This window comes from Pseudomonas citronellolis (assembly GCF_001586155.1).
Classification (GTDB): Bacteria; Pseudomonadota; Gammaproteobacteria; order Pseudomonadales; family Pseudomonadaceae; genus Pseudomonas; species Pseudomonas citronellolis.
The window spans coordinates 3285735-3306309 of sequence record NZ_CP014158.1; the positions used below are offsets into that span (position 1 = coordinate 3285735).

16 protein-coding genes are annotated in these 20575 nt (G+C 68.1%); 10 read left to right on the top strand and 6 right to left on the bottom strand.

The genetic code is table 11. From position 1 onward, the window contains the following. Positions 1-71 precede the first annotated feature (71 nt). Positions 72-737, bottom strand: coding sequence for an O-methyltransferase (locus tag PcP3B5_RS14520; RefSeq protein WP_061561663.1), 666 nt, complete (start codon positions 735-737; stop codon positions 72-74). Positions 738-832: 95 nt separating this feature from the next. On the opposite strand from PcP3B5_RS14520, the gene PcP3B5_RS14525 reads away from it, so the two are divergent. After that, the gene (locus tag PcP3B5_RS14525; protein ID WP_061561664.1) at positions 833-1465 is read left to right on the top strand and encodes a TetR/AcrR family transcriptional regulator; all 633 of its coding nucleotides are present in this window, start codon (positions 833-835) and stop codon (positions 1463-1465) included. A 384-nt stretch (positions 1466-1849) separates the two neighbouring features. Here PcP3B5_RS14525 and PcP3B5_RS14530 read toward each other — a convergent pair whose 3' ends face one another. Both PcP3B5_RS14530 and PcP3B5_RS14535 read right to left on the bottom strand, forming a co-directional pair. After that, positions 1850-3343 (bottom strand): aldehyde dehydrogenase family protein, encoded by a 1494-nt coding sequence (locus PcP3B5_RS14530; protein ID WP_061561665.1) that lies wholly within the window; start codon positions 3341-3343, stop codon positions 1850-1852. 209 nt (positions 3344-3552) lie between these two features. Continuing rightward, positions 3553-5229: an MFS transporter gene (locus PcP3B5_RS14535; RefSeq protein ID WP_061561666.1), complete on the bottom strand. Its 1677-nt coding sequence runs from the start codon at positions 5227-5229 to the stop codon at positions 3553-3555. 377 nt (positions 5230-5606) lie between these two features. Here PcP3B5_RS14535 and ccsA point away from each other — a divergent pair, with 377 nt between their 5' ends. The 5 genes from ccsA (at position 5607) to peaD (ending at position 12553) form a co-directional block, all read left to right on the top strand. Next, positions 5607-7787: a cytochrome c biogenesis protein CcsA gene (ccsA, locus tag PcP3B5_RS14540; RefSeq protein ID WP_082816330.1), complete on the top strand. Its 2181-nt coding sequence runs from the start codon at positions 5607-5609 to the stop codon at positions 7785-7787. 250 nt (positions 7788-8037) lie between these two features. Further along, positions 8038-9555: a quinohemoprotein amine dehydrogenase subunit alpha gene (peaA, locus tag PcP3B5_RS14545; protein ID WP_420820170.1), complete on the top strand. Its 1518-nt coding sequence runs from the start codon at positions 8038-8040 to the stop codon at positions 9553-9555. A gap of 76 nt (positions 9556-9631) precedes the next feature. Next, complete coding sequence (gene peaB / locus PcP3B5_RS14550; RefSeq protein WP_061561668.1) at positions 9632-11077, top strand: quinohemoprotein amine dehydrogenase maturation protein; 1446 nt, start codon at positions 9632-9634, stop codon at positions 11075-11077. Position 11078: 1 nt separating this feature from the next. Then, complete coding sequence (gene qhpC / locus PcP3B5_RS14555; protein WP_009620363.1) at positions 11079-11402, top strand: quinohemoprotein amine dehydrogenase subunit gamma; 324 nt, start codon at positions 11079-11081, stop codon at positions 11400-11402. Positions 11403-11431: 29 nt separating this feature from the next. Further along, positions 11432-12553, top strand: coding sequence for a quinohemoprotein amine dehydrogenase subunit beta (gene peaD, locus PcP3B5_RS14560; RefSeq protein ID WP_043272641.1), 1122 nt, complete (start codon positions 11432-11434; stop codon positions 12551-12553). A gap of 45 nt (positions 12554-12598) precedes the next feature. Here peaD and PcP3B5_RS32435 read toward each other — a convergent pair whose 3' ends face one another. Continuing rightward, the gene (locus PcP3B5_RS32435; protein WP_338052370.1) at positions 12599-12760 is read right to left on the bottom strand and encodes a PSPA7_2676 family Cys-rich small protein; all 162 of its coding nucleotides are present in this window, start codon (positions 12758-12760) and stop codon (positions 12599-12601) included. Between the two features lie 304 nt (positions 12761-13064). On the opposite strand from PcP3B5_RS32435, the gene PcP3B5_RS14565 reads away from it, so the two are divergent. Then, complete coding sequence (locus PcP3B5_RS14565; protein WP_061561669.1) at positions 13065-13859, top strand: SDR family NAD(P)-dependent oxidoreductase; 795 nt, start codon at positions 13065-13067, stop codon at positions 13857-13859. 462 nt (positions 13860-14321) lie between these two features. On the opposite strand, the gene PcP3B5_RS14570 is transcribed toward PcP3B5_RS14565, so the two are convergent. Next, positions 14322-14888: a TetR/AcrR family transcriptional regulator gene (locus PcP3B5_RS14570; protein WP_061561670.1), complete on the bottom strand. Its 567-nt coding sequence runs from the start codon at positions 14886-14888 to the stop codon at positions 14322-14324. Between the two features lie 73 nt (positions 14889-14961). After that, positions 14962-15879, bottom strand: coding sequence for a LysR family transcriptional regulator (locus PcP3B5_RS14575; RefSeq protein WP_009620382.1), 918 nt, complete (start codon positions 15877-15879; stop codon positions 14962-14964). Between the two features lie 293 nt (positions 15880-16172). Here PcP3B5_RS14575 and PcP3B5_RS14580 point away from each other — a divergent pair, with 293 nt between their 5' ends. From PcP3B5_RS14580 to PcP3B5_RS14590, 3 genes are all read left to right on the top strand, one after another. Continuing rightward, positions 16173-17192: a zinc-dependent alcohol dehydrogenase family protein gene (locus PcP3B5_RS14580; protein WP_061561671.1), complete on the top strand. Its 1020-nt coding sequence runs from the start codon at positions 16173-16175 to the stop codon at positions 17190-17192. Positions 17193-17785: 593 nt separating this feature from the next. Continuing rightward, on the top strand, positions 17786-18244 hold the full coding sequence (locus tag PcP3B5_RS14585) for a (2Fe-2S)-binding protein (RefSeq protein WP_061561672.1): 459 nt from the start codon (positions 17786-17788) through the stop codon (positions 18242-18244). A gap of 11 nt (positions 18245-18255) precedes the next feature. Further along, positions 18256-20514: a xanthine dehydrogenase family protein molybdopterin-binding subunit gene (locus PcP3B5_RS14590; RefSeq protein ID WP_061561673.1), complete on the top strand. Its 2259-nt coding sequence runs from the start codon at positions 18256-18258 to the stop codon at positions 20512-20514. Positions 20515-20575 lie beyond the last annotated feature (61 nt).

The window sequence follows — 20575 nt, forward strand, 5'->3', positions numbered from 1 at the left end:
AGGGCACTCTAGCGGATTCGCCGTTCCCCCGCCTCCCGCCGGCCATGGGCCGGCGGGATAGCAGCGCTCGCTCAGCCTAGCCGCAGGCTCAGCTCGACGTCTTCGGCGAAGGGCACCGACAGGTAGCCGTTGCCGATGTCGCGTACTCGCGCCAGGTACTCCGGGCTGTGGTCGGCGTTGTCGGCGACGATCAGCGCGCCGGGCCGCAGGCGGCTTTCCAGCAGGGCGAGGATTTCCGGGTAGAGCGCCTTGGCGCCGTCGAGCAGCAGCAGGTCGATACGCTGCGGCAGGTCGCGCGCCAGGGTTTGCAGGGCATCGCCCTCGCGGATTTCCACCAGGTCGGCGAGGCCTGCGGCATTCAGGTTGGCCTGGGCGCGCAGCACCTTGGAGGCTTCGAACTCGCTGCCGATCAGGCGGCCGCCGCCGTTGTCGCGCAGGGCCGCGGCGAGGTGCAGGGTGGAAATGCCGAAGGAGGTGCCGAACTCGACGATGCTGCGTGCCTGGCAACTGCGCGCCAGCATGTAGAGCAGCACGCCGGTGGCGCGCGAGACGGGGAGCGGCAGGTCCTTCAGGCGTCCGTAGAGCTCGCGGTACTCGGTCTTGCTGGCCATCAGGCGCGCCAGTTCCTCGCCGGACAGGCCGGTGACGGCGGGGCTTCTGCCCGGCTCGCTGGCATCGGCCTCGGCGAACAGGCGTTCCAGCAGTGGGGCGACGGGGGCGGTGGTGAGGGTGCTCATGCGGGGACTCCGAAGGTTGGTTGAGCGCTCCAGGGCGCCCGACTAGAATGCGACGAATTCGTCAGGTTTCACTATTCGCATTCCCGGAGCACCCCATGAGCGAACGCCGCAGCCCGCGGATTTCCTCGCGCAAGCAGCCGCGCCAGGCCCGCTCGACCGAGCTGGTCGCCGCCATTCTCGACGCCGCTGTTCAGGTTTTGGCTAAGGAGGGCGCACAGCGCTTCACCACCGCGCGGGTGGCCGAGCGGGCCGGCGTCAGCGTCGGCTCGCTGTACCAGTACTTCCCGAACAAGGCGGCGATCCTGTTCCGCCTGCAGAGCGACGAATGGCGCCAGACCGGCGAGATGCTGCGCGGCATCCTCGAAGACTCCCGGCAACCGCCCCTGGCGCGCCTGCGCACGCTGGTGCACGCGTTCGTCCGCTCGGAATGCGAGGAAGCGGCGGTCCGCACCGCGCTCAGCGACGCCGCGCCGCTGTACCGCGACGCCCCCGAGGCGCGGGAGGCCAAGGCGGCCGGCGAGTGCATCTTCCAGGCCTTCATGGAGGACGTGCTGCCCGATGCGTCGAACGAGGCGCGGGCACTGGCCGTGGACCTGGTCACCACCACGCTCAGCGCGGTGGGCAAGCAGTTCTCCGAAGCGCCGCGCACGGAGGAGGAAATCGAGCGTTATGCCGGGGCGATGGCGGATATGTTCTGCGCCTACTTGCAGGGGCTCGCGGCGGGCTGACGGGGATGTAGGGCGTATAACCGTTCGCGGTTATACGCCGCCATTCCGAGCGGCATGATCAACCGGGCGTCAGATGGGCCCTCCGAACGGCGGATAACGCTTCGCGTTATTCGCCCTACGTATCGCCGTAAGGCACGACGCTGCCGCCGTCGTAGGATGGGTTGAGCGAAGCGATACCCATCGCCACCACCGCATGGGTTTCGCAAGCTCAACCCATCCTACGAAAGCACCTCGGCGCCTAGGATGACGGGGAGGATCGCGGACGGAGTCCTCCTACAGGTTGATGCCGCCGCGGGCAAAAAAATCCCCCGACCACTCGCGCAGCCGGGGGATGAAAACGCCGGCGCAGGGGGTAACGCGCCGGACGCGGTAGGACCTTTTGCCTTACAGCTTGATCAGCACCGATTTCACCTCGGTGTAGTGCTCGATGGCGGCGGCGCCCATTTCGCGGCCCAGGCCGGACATCTTGTAGCCGCCGAAGGGCAGGGCCGGGTCCAGGGCGCTGTGGCAGTTGACCCAGACCGAGCCGGACTTGATCTTCGGGATCATCCGGTGCACCGCGCCCAGGTCGTTGGACCAGATGCTGGCGCCCAGGCCGTAGGGGCTGTCGTTGGCCAGGCGGATGGCTTCGTCGAGGTCGTCGAAGGGCATGGCCACCAGCACCGGGCCGAAGATTTCTTCCTGCACCAGCGGGTTCTTCTGGTCGACGTCGACGATCACCGTCGGTTTCACGAAGTAGCCGGGGCCGAACTGTTCGCCGCCGCAGGCGATGGTGGCGCCTTTCTCGCGGCCCAGTTCGATGTAGTTGTGCACGCGCTGCTGCTGGCGGGCGGAGATCAGCGGGCCCATGTCCACGCTCGGGTCCAGGCCGTTGCCCAGCTTCATGCCGTTGGCGATGCCGGCGATGTCGGCCACCACGTTGTCGAAGTGCTTGCGCTGCACGTACAGCCGCGAGCCGGCGCAGCACACCTGGCCCTGGTTGAAGAAGATGGCCTGGGCGGCGCCGGCGGCGGCGCTGTTCAGGTCGGCGTCGGCGAGGACGATGGTCGGCGACTTGCCGCCCAGTTCCAGGGTCACGCGGGTCATGTTGTCCATGGCCGCCTTGCCGATTTCCTTGCCCACGGCGGTGGAGCCGGTGAAGGTCAGCTTGTCCACCAGCGGGTGGTGGGTGAGGGCGGCGCCGGCGTTGACGCCGGTGCCGGTGACCACGTTGAACACGCCCGCCGGGTAGCCGGCCTCCAGGGCCAGCTCGGCCAGCTTCAGGGCGCTGAGCGGGGTTTCGTCGGCGGGCTTGAGCACCACGCTGCAGCCGGTGGCCAGCGCCGGGCCGAGCTTCCAGCAGGCCAGCAGCAGGGGGAAGTTCCAGGCGACGATGGCGCCGACCACGCCCACGGCCTCGCGGCGGATGAAGCCGTGGAAGTCGTCATTGGGCATCAGCGGCATGGACACCTCGACGCTGGAGCCTTCGATCTTGGTGGCCCAGCCGGCCATGTAGCGCAGGAAGTCGATGCCCAACTGCACGTCCATCACCCGCGCCACGGCGGCGCTCTTGCCGTTGTTCAGGCATTCCAGTTCGGCCAGCAGGTCGGCGTCGCGTTCCATCAGGTCGGCGAGCTTCCACAGCAGGTTCTGCCGCTCGCGCGGACGCATGCGGCTCCAGGGCGAATCGTCGAAGGCCTGACGGGCGGCGCGCACGGCGCGGTCGACGTCGGCGGCGCTGGCGGAGGGCACCTGGCAGAGCACTTCGCCGGTGGCCGGATTGCGCAGGTCCATGAGGGCGCCATCGGCGGCACCGGTCCAATCGGCACCGATGAGCATCTTCGGCGCGCGCTGCAGGAAGGCGCGGGATTCGGGCTTGATGGGCAGGGAAGCGAGCATTGCGGTTGCCTCTTGTTGAGTTGTCCAGGCAGCTATCGCAACCGCTATGCCAAGCCGGTCAATTTCATTCAACTTATTGAATCAAAACGATTTAATCGAAAAAGAGCCGAGCAATTCCGCGCCCCGCTGTCGCAGCTTGCGACAGCCCTGAGACAGCCTCCAACGAAACAGCCCGCGCGGGGCGGGCTGTTTCGCGAGGCGGGCGCGGCTCAGGCGTGGTGGATTTCGCGGTCCTTGGTTTCCGGGAGGAAGAAGGTGCCGAGGATGGCCGTCATCACCGCGATGACGATGGGGTACCAGAGGCCGTAGTAGATGTCGCCGGTGGCCGCCACCATGGCGAAGGCCACGGTGGGCAGGAAGCCGCCGAACCAGCCGTTGCCGATGTGGTAGGGCAGCGACATGGAGGTGTAGCGGATGCGCGCCGGGAAGAGTTCCACCAGCCAGGCGGCGATGGGGCCGTAGACCATGGTCACGTAGATCACCAGCACGGTCAGCAGCAACAGCACCGCCAGGTGGTTGGTCTTGGCCGGGTCGGCCTTCTCGGGGTAGCCGGCGTCCTTGAGCGCGGCGCCCATCTGCGCGGTGAAGGCCTCGGACTGCGCCTTGAAGTCCGCCGCGGGCAGGCTGCCGCCCTCGAAGCTGGCGATGACCTTGTCGCCGATGTGTATCTGGGCCACGGCGCCGGTTTCGGCCTTGACGTTCTCGTAGGGGATGGCTTTCTTCGCCAGCAGGCTCTTGGCCAGGTCGCAGGAGCTGGTGAATCTGGCCTTGCCCACCGGGTCGAACTGGAAGGCGCAGGCGGACGGGTCGGCGACCACGGTGACCGGGTTCTTCTCCTGGGCGGCGAATACCTCGGGGTTACCGAACTCGGTCAGGCCCTTGAAGATCGGGAAGTAGGTCAGGGCCGCGAGGATGCAGCCGGCCATGACGATCTTCTTGCGCCCGATGCGGTCGGACAGGCTGCCGAAGAACACGAAGAAGGGCGTGCCCAGCAGCAGCGAGCCGGCGATCAGCAGGTTGGCGGTCTGCGCGTCTATCTTCAGCGTCTGCAGCAGGAAGAACAGCGCGTAGAACTGCCCGGTGTACCAGACCACGGCCTGGCCGGCGGTGCCGCCGAGCAGCGCCATGATCACCACCTTGAGGTTGTCCCAGCGGGCGAAGGATTCGGTCAGCGGCGCCTTGGACGCCTTGCCTTCTTCCTTCATGCGCTTGAACACCGGCGACTCGGAGAGTTGCAGGCGGATGTACACCGAGATGGCCAGCAGCAGGATGGAGAGCAGGAAGGGGATGCGCCAGCCCCAGTCCTCGAAGGCCTCGGTGCCCATGACGGTGCGGCAGGCCATGATCACCAGCAGCGAGAGGAACAGGCCAAGGGTGGCGGTGGTCTGGATCCACGAGGTGAAGAAGCCGCGCTTGCCCTTGGGCGCGTGCTCGGCCACGTAGGTCGCCGCGCCGCCGTACTCGCCGCCCAGCGCCAGGCCCTGCAGCAGGCGCAGGCTGATGAGGATGATCGGCGCCGCCACGCCTATGCTGGCGTAGCTGGGCAGCATGCCCACCACGGCGGTGGAGATGCCCATGATGACGATGGTGATGAGGAAGGTGTACTTGCGTCCCACTAAATCGCCCAGACGACCGAACACGATGGCGCCGAAGGGGCGCACCGCGAAGCCGGCGGCGAAGGCGAGCAGGGCGAAGATGAAGGCGGTCGTCTCGTTGACCCCGGCGAAGAAGTGCTTGGCGATGATCGCCGCTAGCGAGCCGTAGAGGTAGAAGTCGTACCATTCGAAGACGGTGCCCAGGGAGGAGGCGAAGATGACCTTGCGCTCCTCCCGGGTGATGCCGTTGTGGGGTGTGTTGCCCGCGGTCGGGCTGTAGGTCTGCGCCATGTTCTTCTCCGTCTTGTTCTTGTGATGGGCCGGAGTCCTTGACCACCGTTGCCGCACTCGGGCCATGGGGTTGATGCAGCGGAACACGGATAGTCGAAGCGAGACTGCAGACAGGCTTCAGGCTGGCCCGGCAAGGCGTGCGGGCCATCTAGAAGCATAAACGCCATCTTCCAGATATCCAGCCGCGGCGGATCGGCTAGAACTAAGGGAGCTGTCTCAGGCTGCAATGGCTGTCGCGAATTGCAACGCCGCGCCGCCCCCGGCTTTGCGCCAAGCCACTGTCGCGCAAGGTGTTTTCGGCGCTGGCACACAATATGTAGAGGCCCGGATGCGCAATCCCGCGGACACAAGCGGGAGACATTCCAAGGAGGCCCGATTTGAAGAGGACGTTCACTCCGTTGCCCGTGTTGCCCGGGTTTGGCGCCCTGGTCGCCACCTGCCTGCTGCTCTGGTTCCTGCCGTTGCTGGGCAACGCCTGGCTGTGGATCGCCGCCGTGCTCATCGTCCTCGGCGCCGCGCGGCCTCAGTGGCGTTCCCCGGCCTGGCCGCTGGCCCTGGGGGCGCTGTGCGGCGCCTGCCTGGTGCTGGCCCTGCACCTGCTGGCCGACCATTTCCAGCTGCGCTACGCCTGGCTCTATAGCAGCGCCGGGCTGCCCGGCTACCTGAAGATGGCCAACCTCTGGGGCGGCGACGAGGGCACCGTGCTGCTGCTGGCGACCTTCTGCACGGGCATCGCCGCCGGCCAGGCGCGCCAGGCCGGCTGGGCCGGGCGCGGCATGGCGCTGGTGGCCGCCTGGTATGTGGCTACCGCGGCCTGGCTCGGACCCTTTTCCGCAACGCCGGCGGACTGGCTGGCGGCGCAGCCCAGCCAGGGCATGAACGCCCACCTGCAGACCTTCTGGATGGCCTTCCACGCGCCCCTGGTGTTGGCCGCCTACGCCTGGGCCCTGGCGCCGGCCGGGGCGGCGCTGGATGCCCTGGGCGGTGGTGGCGAGGCCTACGCCGCCGTGGCCCTGCGCTACGGCCGGCGCGCCTGGCTGGTGCTCAGCGCCGGCATCGGCGCGGGCATGGCCTGGGCCATGGAGGACTTCACCTTTGGCCAGCTGTGGCACTGGGACCCGGTGCAGACCTCGGCCTTCGTGGTCTGGGCGCTGCTCGGCGCGGTGCTGCACGGCGCGCGGCGCTGGCGCCCGGACGGGGCCAACCGGCGCCTGCTGCCGCTGCTCAGCCTGCTGGCGGCGGCCATGGCCTGCGGCGCCCTGGCCGTTACCCGCAGCACGGTGCTGGCCAGCTCGCACCGCTACATAGGCACCACCTCCTGGCTGGCCCACCTGGGCCTGGCGGCGGTGCTGCTGGCCCTGGCCGGCTGGGCGACGCTGCGGGCGCCGCGCACGGCGGGGCGCAAGACGCGTTCGGACTGGACCATGGACCTGGCCATCTACCTGTTCGCCGGCAGCGCATTGCTGGCCCTGGGCGCGCTACTGCAAGCGCACCTCTATGAATGGCTGGGGCTGGAGCGGCCGAGCGACCTCAAGCCGTTCTTCGAGACGCTTACCGCCTGGGCCACCACCGACGAGATGAACGGCCTGCGCCGCGCCTTCGACCAGTGGGACGTGGACGGCTACGGCCTGGTGCGCTGGCTGCTGCCGCTGCTGGGCCTGCTCGGCCTGGTCGGCGGCTACAGCTTCCTGCGCCGCAGCGGCTGGCCGAAGCTGGCGTTGCTGGCGAGCCTGGCGATGGCCGTGGCCATGCTGCTGGTGGGTTGGCACGGCGGCTGGCTGAGCGCCGGCTACAGCGGCCAGGGCATGCTTTCGCAGAACATCGTGGTGGTGCTGCCCTGGCTGGATGCGGCGCTGCTGGGCGGGGCCTTCCTGCTGGCGTCCTGCGCCTTCTGGTGCGTGCTAGCCCTGTGGCGCAGCCGGCGCCTGGGCAACCTGCGCTACAGCGGCGGTGTGGCGCTGATCCATGGCGGCGCGGTGGTCGCCCTGGTCGGCGGGCTGGCGGCCACGGCGCTGAACACCTACCTGCAGGTGACCATCCCGCCCGGCGCCTCTTTCGAGCAGTGGCAGGCGCTGGCCAACGGCATGCAGTTGCGGGTACTGCCCGACAGTACCCGGGCGGACCGCGCCGGCTACCACTCGGTGGCGCGGGTGGAGCTGCGCGAGGGCGGTCGCCAGTTGGAGGGCCACGCGCTGTTCCAGGACAGCCGCGGCAACCCGCCGGCCTACCAGGGCCCGGTGCGCCAGCTGTGCGAAATCCTCGACTACCACTACGCGCGCTTCGCCTCGGACCGCGGCTACGTGCTGCACCCCTTCATCATCCGCGGCTGGCTGGGCGACCTGCAGGTGTGGGTGCCGGCCTCGCCGCGGCTTATGGGGCAGAAGGGCGAGGCCATCGAGAGCCTGGTGGTGATCCGCAGCTACCCGCTGCTGTCGTTCGTCTGGCTGGGGCTGGCCTGCATGCTGCTCGGCGCCTTGCTGCTGCCCGGCGCGGGCGTATCGCGCAAGCGCGTCCATACTGCATCCCAGGCGCGCCTCGATGGCCTGTCTCAGAGTTAGACAGCAATCGCGAAATTAGACGCGCCAACTTGTCGCAGGGTGGGCCGGAATACCGTCGAAAGCCTGATTCGACGGGGCTTCCAGGGTAGTGGCACACAACCTGCTAAACAGCTGGAGAGCTAGACGGAACCAGCTGTTCGCCCAGCGGTGGGCACAGAACAATTTCAACAAGAAACACCGAGGAGGCCTGATCTTGAAGATGACACGACTTCGGCACTACCTGGGCGCCGGAGCCCTGGCCACGCTGGCCATGGCGCTACAGCAACCGGCCCATGCCGCCGATGGCCAGACCATCATCAACGCCAAGTGCATGGCGTGCCACACCCCTGAGGGCAACAATTCCCTGAGCCGCATCAGCCACCAGCGCAAGACGCCGGAGGGCTGGCTGATGAGCATCGCGCGGATGCAGGTGATGTACGGCCTGAAGATCAGCGACGAGGATCGCCGCGCGGTGGTCAAGTTCCTCGCCGACAAGCAGGGCCTGGCGCCCAGCGAGACCGACGGCGTGCGCTACGCCCTGGAGCGCCGGTTGAACACCGTCGAGCACTTCGATACCAACTTCGAGCAGATGTGCGCCCGCTGCCACTCGGCCGCGCGCATCGCCCTGCAGCGCCGCCCGGCGGCGGAGTGGGAGAAGCTGGTGAACTTCCACCTGGGCCGCTGGCCGTCGCTGGAGTACCAGGCGCTGTCCCGCGACCGCGACTGGTTCGACCTGGCGAAGAAGGAGATGGTCCCCGAGCTGGCCAAGCGCTACCCGCTGGACAGCAAGGCCTGGAGCGACTGGCAGAAGAGCCGGCCCAAGGCCGAGTCCCTGGCCGGCGAGTGGAGCTTCGCCGGGCACATGCCGGGCAAGGGCGACGTGGCCGGCACCATGAGCGTTTCCGGCGGCGCGGACGACCAGTTCAAGGTCAGCGTCAAGGGCCGGTACGCCGACGGCACGCCGTTCGACGGCGAGGGCAGCGCGGTGCTGTACAACGGCTACGAGTGGCGCGGCAACGTGAAGGTCGGCGACGTGACCCTGCGCCAGGTGTTCGCGGCGCTCAAGGGCCAGATGCAGGGCCGCATGTTCGACAAGGCCCATGACGAGCGCGGGCTGGACTTCGTCGCCGCGCAGAAGGGCACCAGCCACGTGCTGGGCGTGCAGCCGGCGTTCCTCAAGGCCGGCAGCGAGGCCGAGGTCAGCGTCATCGGCAGCGGGCTGAAGGGCAAGCCGTCGTTCGGCAAGGGCGTGGAGGTGATCTCCGTGGTCTCGGAAACCCCCGAGCGCGTGACCGTGAAGGTCAAGGCCGCCGCCTCGGCCGCCGCTGGCGAGCGTGAAGTCAGCGTCGGCAGCGCCAAGGGCGGCAGCCTGGCGGTCTACCAGGACATAGCCGAGGTCAAGGTGGTGCCGGAGTTCTCCGTCTCGCGCATCGGCGGCAACGGCGGTTCCACGCCCAAGGTGCAGGGCAGCTTCGACGCCGAGGCCTGGGGCAAGGGCGCCGACGGCAAGCCGTTCCGCATCGGCGTGTTCCCGGCCAAGTGGTCGGTGGAGCCCTTCGACGACCGCGCCAAGGAAGACCAGGACGTCAAGTTCGCCGGTGTGATGGACGCCGATACCGGCATCTTCACCCCGGGCGACGCCGGCCCCAACCCCGAGCGCAAGATGATGACCAACAACGCCGGCAACCTGAAGGTGATCGCCGCCGTGGACGACGCCGGCAAGACGCACCAGGGCGAAGGCCACATGATCGTCACTGTGCAGCGCTGGAACAACCCGCCCATTCCGTGATCCGGGGTGGGATGAACTGAACGCATGAACCCCCGCCCGCGGGCGGGGCGTACCAAGCAAGTTCCGGGAGGTCGCCATGGGCGCCATCTTGAATCTGGTCGAACGCAACCTGCACGAAGTGCGGGTGGACGCCGACCGCCTGTTGTTCCACATCCCCAGCTCCTCGCTGTTCGCCAGCGACGAGCTGACCGGCGGGATCATCGATGCCCTGCGCGGGCACGCCTGCTCGCCGGACGAGCTGACGCAGCGCCTGGCCGGGCGCTTCGAGGCCAACGAGATCGACGAGACCCTGCGCGAGCTGATCGCGCTGGAGCTGGTCAGCGACGGCTCGCCGCTCACCCCTCTTTCTTCACAAGAATTTGGCGGCATCAAGAAGGTCACCCGCACCGCGCTCAACACCGTGGTGCTGAACGTCAACACCGGCTGCAACCTCAGCTGCACCTACTGCTACAAGGAAGACCTGGACAAGCCCTCGGCCGGCAAGAAGATGGGCGCGGAAACCGCCGAAGCCTCGGTGGAGATGCTGCTCAAGGAATCGCCCGACGAGAAGCGCTACACCGTGGTGTTCTTCGGCGGCGAGCCGCTGTCCAACCGCCCGCTGATCGAGCACATGGTGGCCTACTGCGAGCGCCGCTTCGGCGAGCTGGGCAAGCAGGTGGAGTTCGTCATGACCACCAACGCCACGCTGCTCACCGAGGAGATCGTCGACTGGCTCAACGCCCACCGCTTCGGTCTTTCCGTCAGCATCGACGGGCCCAAGACCGTGCACGACCGCAACCGCATCACCGTGGGCGGGCAGGGCACCTACGACGTGGTGCGGCGCAAGGCCGACATGCTGCTGTCGCGCTACACCAGCCGCCCGGTGGGCGCGCGGGTGACCCTGACCACCGGCGTCACCGACGTCGAGACCATCTGGAACCACCTGTTCAACGAGATGGGCTTCGCCGAGGTCGGCTTCGCCCCGGTGACCTCCGGCGACATCAGCAGCTACAACCTCACCACCGACGAGTTGCAGCAGGTGTTCGCCAACATGAAGGCCCTGGGCCGCCGCTACCTGGCGGAGGCGCTGGAGGGGCGCAACATCGGCTTCTCCAACCTGCACCAGCTGATCACCGACATCCACGAGGGGCAGAAGAAGGCCCTGCCGTGCGGCGCCGGGCTGAAGATGCTGGCGGTGGACCACAAGGGCGAGCTGAACCTGTGCCACCGCTTCACCGGCTCGTCGCTGCCGACCTTCGGCAACGTGCATAACGGGGTGAAGCAGGCCGAGCTGAACGAGTTCCTCTCCCAGCGCCTGGACCGCACCGACACCGGCTGCGCCAGCTGCCGCATCCGCAACCTGTGTTCCGGCGGCTGCTACCACGAGAGCTACGCGCGCTACGGCGACCCGGCGCACCCCACCTACCACTACTGCGAACTGATGAGGGACTGGGTGGACTTCGGCATCGAGGTCTACAGCCGGATCATGGCTTCGAACCCCAGCTTCATCGACCGCCACATCACTCCGCGGAAGGCGCACTGACATGAAACATCTCAAAGCGATCAACAACAAGGCGCAGCAGCTGGAGCAGGCCGCCGCCGAGGACCGCATCGAGGACGTGGTGGCGATGAACTCGGTCGCCGGCTGCGCCTCCACCACCGACCCGGGCTGGGAGATCGACGTGTTCGGCGGGGTTTCCTCGCTGTGCCAGCCGATGGAAGCCGACCTCTACGGCTGCTCCGACCCCTGCTGGTGGCCGGCCCAGGTGCCGGACATGATGAGCACCTACCCCGACTGGAACAAGGACGCGCAGGCCTCCGCGGAGAACTGGCGCAACCTCGGCACCGTATTCCCGGACGACAAATGAGCGGACAGAAGAACAAGAGGAAGCACTGCATGTCCAGAAAAGCATTCGCCGCCGTCCTCGGTGGCCTCTCGCTGGCCTGCGCGCTGCACGCCGCAGCCGCCGCCAACGAGGACAAGGCCCTGGAAAGTGGCCACGAGTACCTGGTGTCCACCAACTACCCGAACAACCTGCACGTCATCGACATGCAGACCGACAAGCTCTACAAGACCTGCACCATTCCCGGCGCCTATGGCCCGGGCATGATCCAGCTGTCGCCCGACCGCAAGATCGCATACGTGCTGAGCAATCACTACGCGGACATCTATGGCCTGCAACTGGACGACTGCAAGCCGGTGTTCCACGCCACCATCGCGCAGAAGCCGGGCGAGAACGCGCGCTCGATGTTCTCCATGACCGTCAGCCACGACGGCAAGGAGGTCTATGCCATCGCCAACCCGACGCTGATCCTCGCCGAGCACTACGAGGTGCAGCAGCCGCGCCTGCAGGTCTACGCCGCCGACGGCGGCATGGACGCCAAGCCGATCCGCACCTTCCCGGCGCCGCGCCAGTTGACCATCATGCAGACCGGCGACGACGGCACCCTGTACGTGGCCGGCCCGGACATCTACAAGGTGGACGTGAAGACCGGCAAGTTCGACGTGCTGATCCCCAGCCGCAACTGGAAGCGCCCGAACTACTCGCCGCCGGACGTGCTCTACGTGTGGAACCAGCAGACCTACCCGCGCGACTTCTCGCTGCTGTACACCACCGCTAAGTTCAAGGACGCCAAGCAGGACCCGGCCACCGCCGACTACCTGTACGGCTTCTTCAACATCGACCTGGCCACCGGCAAGACCGAGACCGTGGACTTCGGCCCGGTCACCGAGGTGTACTTCAGCGGCATCCGCTCGCCGAAGGACCGCAACGTGATCTACGGCGTGCTCAACCGCCTGGTCAAGTACGACATCAAGGCGCAGAAGGTGGAGAAGGCGGCCAACCTCGACCACTCCTACTACTGCCTGAGCGCCAACAAGGCCGGCACCAAGCTGTACCTGACCGGCACCCTGAACGACGTGGCGATCTTCGACGCCGACAGCCTGGAGCGCATCGGCGACCTGAAGCTGCCCGGCGGCGACATGGCGATCACCACCAGCCAGGCCTTCATCCGCTGAAAACGCCGGGCGCCGCCTGCTGGCGGCGCCCGGTCGGGCTTTTTTTCAAGCGCCGGGGTCGACGACCTCCGGCTCCGCCTCCTCCGCGCTCAGGTAGCGTTGTGCGCCGCAATGGCTGCAGCGCTGATGAAGCATCAGCACCTCGCCCACGCGGGTGGGCATGCCCTCGCTCCAGCGGCAGCCCAGGAAAAAGCAACGTAATCGCATGAGACCTCCCGTCGGGAATGGCTCCCGAGCGCAGAACAGGCAGCGTGGGTTCGGATCGTCCCGGCTTGTTCTTGTCTGGCGACGGTCGCGGCCAGCATCCGCCCGGCGCTCTAGAATGGGCAATCTAATCGCCGCAGGGCCCGCGGGACGGGGCTGCGCGGCCTTGTCGCTCCAACTGGCGTCACCTTTTCGGTCGATTGACCCGCCGGGGCATATCCCTAGCATCCGGGGTGGCGGCGGTTCCGCACCCGGTGCGGACGCCAGGTTTCGAACGATGGGGGCCACGAGGGCCCGGGGTGAAGCAATGAGCAAGAACAAGAACGGCCGCGCGCTGGTGACCGGCGCCTCCGCCGGCATAGGCGCGGCCTACGCCCAGCGCCTGGCGTCGCGGGGCCACGACCTGCTGCTGGTGGCCCGCGACCGCGAGCGCCTGATGGCCCTGGCCGCCTGCCTGCAGGCCGAGTACGGGGTGGACGTCGACATCCTGCCGGCGGACCTGACCGAGCCGAAGGAGCGCGCCCGGGTGGAAGCCCGCCTGGCCGCGGACGCCGACATCGACATGCTGGTGAACAATGCCGGGATGGCGGTCAAGGGCAGCATGGTGGAGGCGGGGCTGGACCAGCTGGAGCAGATGATCACCCTCAACGTGCTGGCCTCGGCGCGCCTGGCCGGCTGCGCGGCCAAGGCCTTCGCCGCGAAGGGGCGGGGCACCATCGTCAACCTCACCTCGATCCTGGCCCTGGCGCCGGAGCAGTTCAACGGCGTGTACAGCGGCACCAAGGCCTTCCTGCTCAACCTGAGCATCTCCATGCAGCAGGAACTGGCGCCCCTGGGCGTGCGCGTGCAGGCGGTGCTGCCGGGCGCGACCCGCACGGAAATCTGGGACCGCTCGGGCACCGACGTGCCGGAAGACATCCTCATGGAAGTCGGCCACATGGTCGACGCCGCCCTGGCCGGCCTGGCCCAGGGCGAGGTCATCACCATCCCGGCCTTGCCCGACATGCAGGACTTCGAAGCCTACACCCGCGCCCGGCAGAACCTGGCGCCGCTGCTCTCCGGGCGCCTGCCGGCGGAGCGGTATGGGGTGCGGGTGGATTGAGCCGGGGCATTCCGGAGCGCGCGGCTTTTCGTAGGAGCGAGGGGGACGCCTAGTTCTTGCTCGCGAACGGTGTTTTGCCTGGCGTTGCGGGTGCCGGAGCTGAGAGCGCCCTCTCCCTAACCCTCGGCTGCGCGCCCCGCCCTGAAGGGAGAGGGGACCGTTGGGCAGAGCTGGATGTTCTGGAGTTAGCCGGCAACACAGAAGGTTTCCAGCTGAAACCATTCCTTCTCTCGGCACGGCCTAGCTCCCTCTCCCTTCAGGGAGAGGGTTGGGGAGAGGGAGCGGAGTCAAACCGAGGCGCCGACGCTGCCAGCGAATTCCCCTGTAGGAGCGCGCCCTGCGCGCGAAATCGCGGGCAGGGCCCGCTCCTACACTGGCCGAGAATACCGCGCTTCCCCGTAGGAGCGGACCTTGTCCGCGATAGCCGGACATATCGGCGCGATTCGCGGATGAGATCCGCTCCTACAGTTCACCCGCAATATCGCGCTTCAGGTAACGCCGGGTGCTTTCCAGAATGCGCCCGGACAACGCCGGATCGGCCACACTGCGCGACAGCAGCAGGGCGCCGACCAGCGTCGCCAGGGTCGCCACCGCCTGGTCCGGATCATGGCCCTCGGGCAGAACCTTCTCCAGGCGCTCCAGACGCTCGGCGAGGGCCAGGTCGGTAGTCGGGCTGGGCTTGCCGCGGGCGCCCAGCTCGGCGCTCAGGGTGGGGAAGGGGCAGCCGCGCTCGGGGTGGTCGCGGTGCTGCTCGGAGAGGTAGTCGTCGATGAAGTTCGCCAGCGCGTCCGGCCCGCCGAAGGTCCTGCCGGCCACTTCGGCGAGCTGCTCGGAGGCCGCCTGCAGGGCGATTTCCACCAGCTCTTCCTTGGACTTGAAGTGCGCATAGAAGCCGCCATGGGTCAGCCCCAAGGCCTTCATCAGCGTCTGCAGGCCGGTGGCTTCCACGCCTTCGCTGCGGAAACGCCGCGAGGCCTCGTCGATGATGCGCTGGCGCGTATGGGCCTTGTGGTCTTCGGAGTAGCGCATGGGCGTGTTCCCGGGCTGAATGACATGTCGGTCGTCATTCTAACCCCCAGGACCGATCCTGCGTCGTAGGACTTCAGACCAGGCTGTCGGGATCGCCGACGAACATGCTGATGCGCGAGCGCAGCCAGCGTTCGGCCGGGTCGTTGTCTTGGGCGCCGCGCCAGACCAGCGACAGCTCCGCCGGACGCGGGGTGAAGGGCGGGTCCTCGGCGCGCAGGCCGCCGGCGGCGGTCAGCGCCAGGGCCGCGTAGTCCGGGACGGTGGCGATCAGGTCGGTGCCGGCGAGCAGCGCTCCCAGTCCGTTGAACTGCGGCACCGCCAGCACCACCTGGCGCTTGCGCTCGAGGGTCGCCAGCTGTTCGTCGACGAAGCCTTCCAGGTCGCCGGCGTAGGACACCATGGCGTGGGGCCGGGTGCAGTAGTCGTCCAGGCTCAGCGGGCCGGGCACCGAGTCGGCGCGCAGCACCTTCCATTTGCTGCGGCGCAGGGTCTTGCGCTTGGCATTGGCCGGCAGCTCGTCGGTGTAGCTGACGCCCGCGGAAATCTCGCCGGAGGCCAGCAGCTGCGGCATCAGCAGGTAGTTGGCGCGGCGCACCACCAGGACGATGCCCGGCGCCTCGGAGCGCAGGCGGCGCAGCAGCGCCGGCAGCAGGCCGAACTCGACGTCGTCGGAAAGGCCGATGCGGAACACCGACTTGCTGGTGGCCGGGTCGAAGTCGGCGGCGCGGCTCAGCGCGGTGGAGATGGAGTCCAGCGCCGGCGACAGGTGGCCGAAGATCTCCTGGGCCCGCGCGGTGGGCTCCATGCTGCGGCCGGTGCGGACGAACAGCGGGTCGTCGAACAGGTTGCGCAGGCGCGCCAGGGCCGCGCTGATCGCCGGCTGGCCGAGGAACAGCTTCTCGGCGGCGCGGGTCACGCTGCGCTCGTGCATCAGCGTTTCGAAGACGATCAACAGGTTGAGGTCAACCTTGCGGAGGTCGTTGCGGTTCATGGGGGCTCCCTGACGATGGGGGAAAAGTGAAGCGCGGCGCGTCTGGCGTCAAGGTCTGACGGATAAGTCCTTGATCATTTTCCGCATTCTTCCTTAGCAAGACGCTTCATTGCCGTTATCCTTCCCTACTGCGCAGCCGTATTTTTCGGGCGTTGCCTGGCGCTCCGGCCTGCGCGATCGATAGGCCTGCGGAATCATCGGCATTTATGTCGACTATCGATAGCGGTGGGTAGCAAGCACAAGAAAGCCCGGATAGAGTCCGTGGCTATAAAGCATCAAAGGCGAGGTATGTGATGTCCCGCATGATCCGATTCCACCAGTTCGGTGATGCCTCGGTACTCAAACTCGAGGAAGTCCCGACCCCACGGCCGGGGCCAGATGAAGTCCTGATCCGCACCCAGGCGCTGGGCGTGAGCTGGCGCGACGTGCTCTGGCGGCAGAACCTGGCGCCCGACCAGGCCCAGCTGCCCGCCGGGATCGGCTACGAACTGGCCGGCGTGGTCGAGGCGGTGGGCGCGAACGTCACCGATCTTGCGCCCGGCATGGCCGTGGCCAGCTTCCCGGCCGACTCGCCGAACCAGTACCCGGCCTGGGGCGATTACGTGGTGATGCCGCGCACCTCGCTGACGCGCTACCCGGACAACCTGAGCCCCGTCGAGGCCGCGGTGCACTACACCGGCCTGCTGTACGCCTACTTCGCCCTGGTCGAGCTGGCCGGGCTGCAGCCGGGCCAGCACGTGCTGATCACCGAGGCCGGGCACTGCCTGGCGCCGCAGTCGATCCAGCTGGCCAAGGCCCTGGGCGCCAAGGTGATCGCCACCACCAGCCACGAGAACACCCGCGACTTCATCCGCAGCCTGGGCGCCGACAAGGTGATCTACACCGAGGAGCAGGACCTGGTGCTGGAAGTCGAGCGCTTCACCGACGGCAAGGGCGTGGAAGTGGTCCTGGACCAGTGCGCCGGCCCGCAGATGAAGCTGCTGGGCGACGTCGCCGCGCCGCGCGGCAAGCTGATCCTCTACGGCATCAACGGCGGCAACGACGCCACCTTCCCGGCCTGCGCGGCCTTCAAGAAGCACCTGCAGTTCTACCGCCACTGCGTGCTGGACTTCACCGGCCAGCCGGAAATCGGCCTGACGCGCAACGACGAGGCGGTGCAGCGGGCGTTGCAGGCGATCAACCAGATGACCGCCGACCAGTTGCTCAAGCCGAGCATCGACAAGGTCTTCGACTTCGCCAAGTTCCGCGAGGCCAGCAACTACATGGAAACCTGCCCCGGCGGCGGCCGGGTGGTGATGAAGGTCGCCGACTGACCTGCCTTCCCGCGCCATGCCAGAAGCCACTCCCCGGAGTGGCTTCGACGTTTCTGCGCACCCGTTTTTCGTAGGAGCGCCTCGGCGCGGGGAAACCTGTAGGAGCGGGCCCTGCCCGCGATTCGCGCGCAGGGCGCGCTCCTACAAGGGGCACGGTGCGAGGCAACCCGTAGGAGCGGATCTCATCCGCGAATCGCGCCGGGACCTCCGGCTATCGCGGACAAGGTCCGCTCCTACGGGGACATGCTGTGCCTCCCGGAGACCTGTAGGAGCGGGCCCTGCCCGCGATTCGCGCGCAGGGCGCGCTCCTACAAGGGCACGGCGCGAGGCAACCCGTAGCGGATCTCATCCGCGAATCGCGCCGGGATGTCCGGCCATCGCGGACAAGGGCCGCTCCTGCAAGGAATGGCGTGGGTGGGCCGCATCCACCGCAGGATCGGGCAAGCCTGCGCAGGACCGGGCAAGCCACTGGGCGGGGTTTTCCCGTATCGTCGCGGCATTCGGCCAGGGAAGCGCCTAGGCTGAATCCATTCCCCACGGAGCGGCCTTGGCTCCGGACTTCCACATCACCCGAACAAAGAGGTGAGCGCCTGATGATCAAGCTGAAACTCAACGGCAAGGACCACGAATTCGACGCGCCCGGGGAAATGCCCCTGCTCTGGGCGCTGCGCGACGTCGCCTTGCTCACCGGCACCAAGTATGGCTGCGGCATGGCCCTGTGCGGGGCCTGCACCGTGCACGTCGACGGCCAGCCCACGCGCTCCTGCGTGACGCCCCTGGCGGCGGTGGCCGGCAAGCAGGTCGCCACCATCGAGGCGGTGGCCGAGCAGGCCGCCGGCAAGGCGGTGCAGGAGGCCTGGCGCAAGCTGGACGTGGTGCAGTGCGGCTACTGCCAGTCCGGCCAGATCATGTCGGCCACGGCGCTGCTGGCCGGCAACAAGAGCCCCAGCGACGCCGACATAGACGCGGCCATGAGCGGCAACATCTGCCGCTGCGCCACCTACGTACGCATCCGCGCGGCCATCCACGAAGCCGCACAGAACCTGGCCTGAGGAGGCGCGACATGGCAGACCTGCAGCAACGAGCCAGCCGTGAGCCGGAAGACGCCGGCGCCGGCATCCTCAACGTCAGCCGCCGGCATTTCCTGCGCGGCGCCGGCGGCCTGGCCCTGGGCATCTACTTCGCGCCGCTGCTGGGCCGCTTCGGCGACCCGCAGGCCGCCGCGGCAAAGGCCTTCGAGCCCAACGCCTTCGTGCGCATCGCCCCGGACGGCACGGTGACGGTGATCGCCAAGCACGTGGAAATGGGGCAGGGCAGCTACACCGGCCTGGCCACCCTGCTGGCCGAGGAACTGGACGCCGACTGGAGCAAGGTCCGCGTCGAAGGCGCCCCGGCCGACGCCAAGCGCTACGCCAACCTGGCCTTCGGCACCCTGCAGGGCACCGGCGGCAGCAGCGCCATGGCCAACTCCTTCGAGCAGATGCGCAAGGCCGGGGCCACGGCCCGGGCCATGCTGGTGGCCGCGGCGGCGCAGCAGTGGAAGGTGCCGGCCGAGCAGATCGAGGTGCACGACGGCGTGGTCGAGCACAAGGCTTCCGGGCACAAGGCCGGGTTCGGCCAACTGGCCGAGGCGGCGGCCAAACAGCCGGTGCCGGCGGAGGTGAAGCTCAAGGCGCCGGAGGACTTCAAGCTGATCGGCCAGGTGAAACTGCCGCGCAAGGACAGCCAGGACAAGACCGACGGCCAGGCGCGCTTCACCCAGGACGTGCACCTGCCGGACATGCTGGTGGCCGTGGTGGCGCACCCGTCGCGCTTCGGCGGGGTGCCGGCGAAGGTCGACGACAGCAAGGCCAAGGCCGTGCCCGGCGTGGTGGCGGTGGTGCAGTTCCCGGGCAGCGACTCGCGCTTCGCCGGCGTCGCCGTGCTGGCGAAGAACACCTGGGCCGCGCGCCAGGGGCGCGACGCCCTGCAGGTGGAGTGGGACGAGAGCAACGCCTTCCGCATGGGCAGCGCCGAAATCTTCGCCAAGTACCAGGAACTGGCGGCCAAGCCCGGCGTGGTGGCGCGCAACGAGGGCGACATCGCCAAGGCGCTGGACAAGCCGGCCAAGCTGATCGAGGCGCAGTACCAGTTCCCATTCCTGGCCCATGCCTCCATGGAGCCGCTGAACTGCGTGGTCAGGCTCTCCGACGGCGCCTGCGAGATCTGGAACGGCGAGCAGTGGCAGACCGGCGACCAGATGGCGGTCGGGCAGTTGCTGGGCATCGCCCCGGAGAAGGTCTCGATCACCCAGCTGTACGCCGGCGGCAGCTTCGGCCGCCGCGCCAACCCACACTCGGACTATGTGCTGGAGGCCGTCTCGATCGCCAAGGCGGCCCGCGAGCACGGCCACAAGGGGCCGGTGAAGATGGTCTGGACCCGCGAGGACGACACTCGCGGCGGCTACTACCGCCCGGCCTTCCTGCACAACGCGCGCCTGGCGCTGGACGGCCAGGGCAACCTGGTGGGCTGGGAGCAGCATCTGGTGGGGCAGTCGTTCATCGTCGGCACGCCCTTCGAGAAGGTGATGGTCAAGGACGGCATCGACAAGGTGGCGGTGGAGGGCGCGGCGGACCTGCCCTATGCGGTGCCCAACCTGCGCGTGGAGCAGACCCTGGTGCCGGAGATCAAGGTGCCGACGCAGTGGTGGCGCTCGGTGGGCCACACCCACACGGCCTATTCCACCGAAACGCTGATCGACGAAGCCGCGGTGGCCGCCGGCAAGGACCCCTACGAATTCCGCCGCGCCCTGCTGGAGAAACACCCGCGGCACCTGGGCGTGCTCGACCTGGTGGCCGACAAGGCTGGCTGGAAGCAGCCGCTGAAGGCCGGCGGGGAAGGCGAGAAGCGCGGCCGCGGGATCGCCGTGCACGAGTCCTTCGGCAGCTTCGTGGCGCAGGTGGTGGAAGTCACGGTGAAGGCCGACAAGAGCTTCCGCATCGACCGCGTGGTCTGCGCCGTGGACTGCGGCCTGGCGATCAACCCGGACGTGATCCGCGCGCAGATGGAGGGCGGTATCGGCTACGGCCTGGCCATGGCCCTGCACAGCGCCATCACCCTCAAGGAGGGCGTGGTCGAGCAGTCCAACTTCCACGACTTCCAGGTGCTGCGGATCAACGAGATGCCGGCGGTGGAGGTGCACATAGTGCCGTCCAGCGAGGCGCCCACCGGCGTCGGCGAACCCGGCGTGCCGCCGGCGGCGCCGGCCCTGGCCAATGCCCTGGCGGCGGCCACCGGCAAGCGCATCCGCAACCTGCCGATCGGCAACCAGCTGCAGGCCTGAGGCCGGTGATGAGGGCGGCCCATTGCCTCGTGCAGCGGGCCGTTGCCTTTTCCGCGGCCGG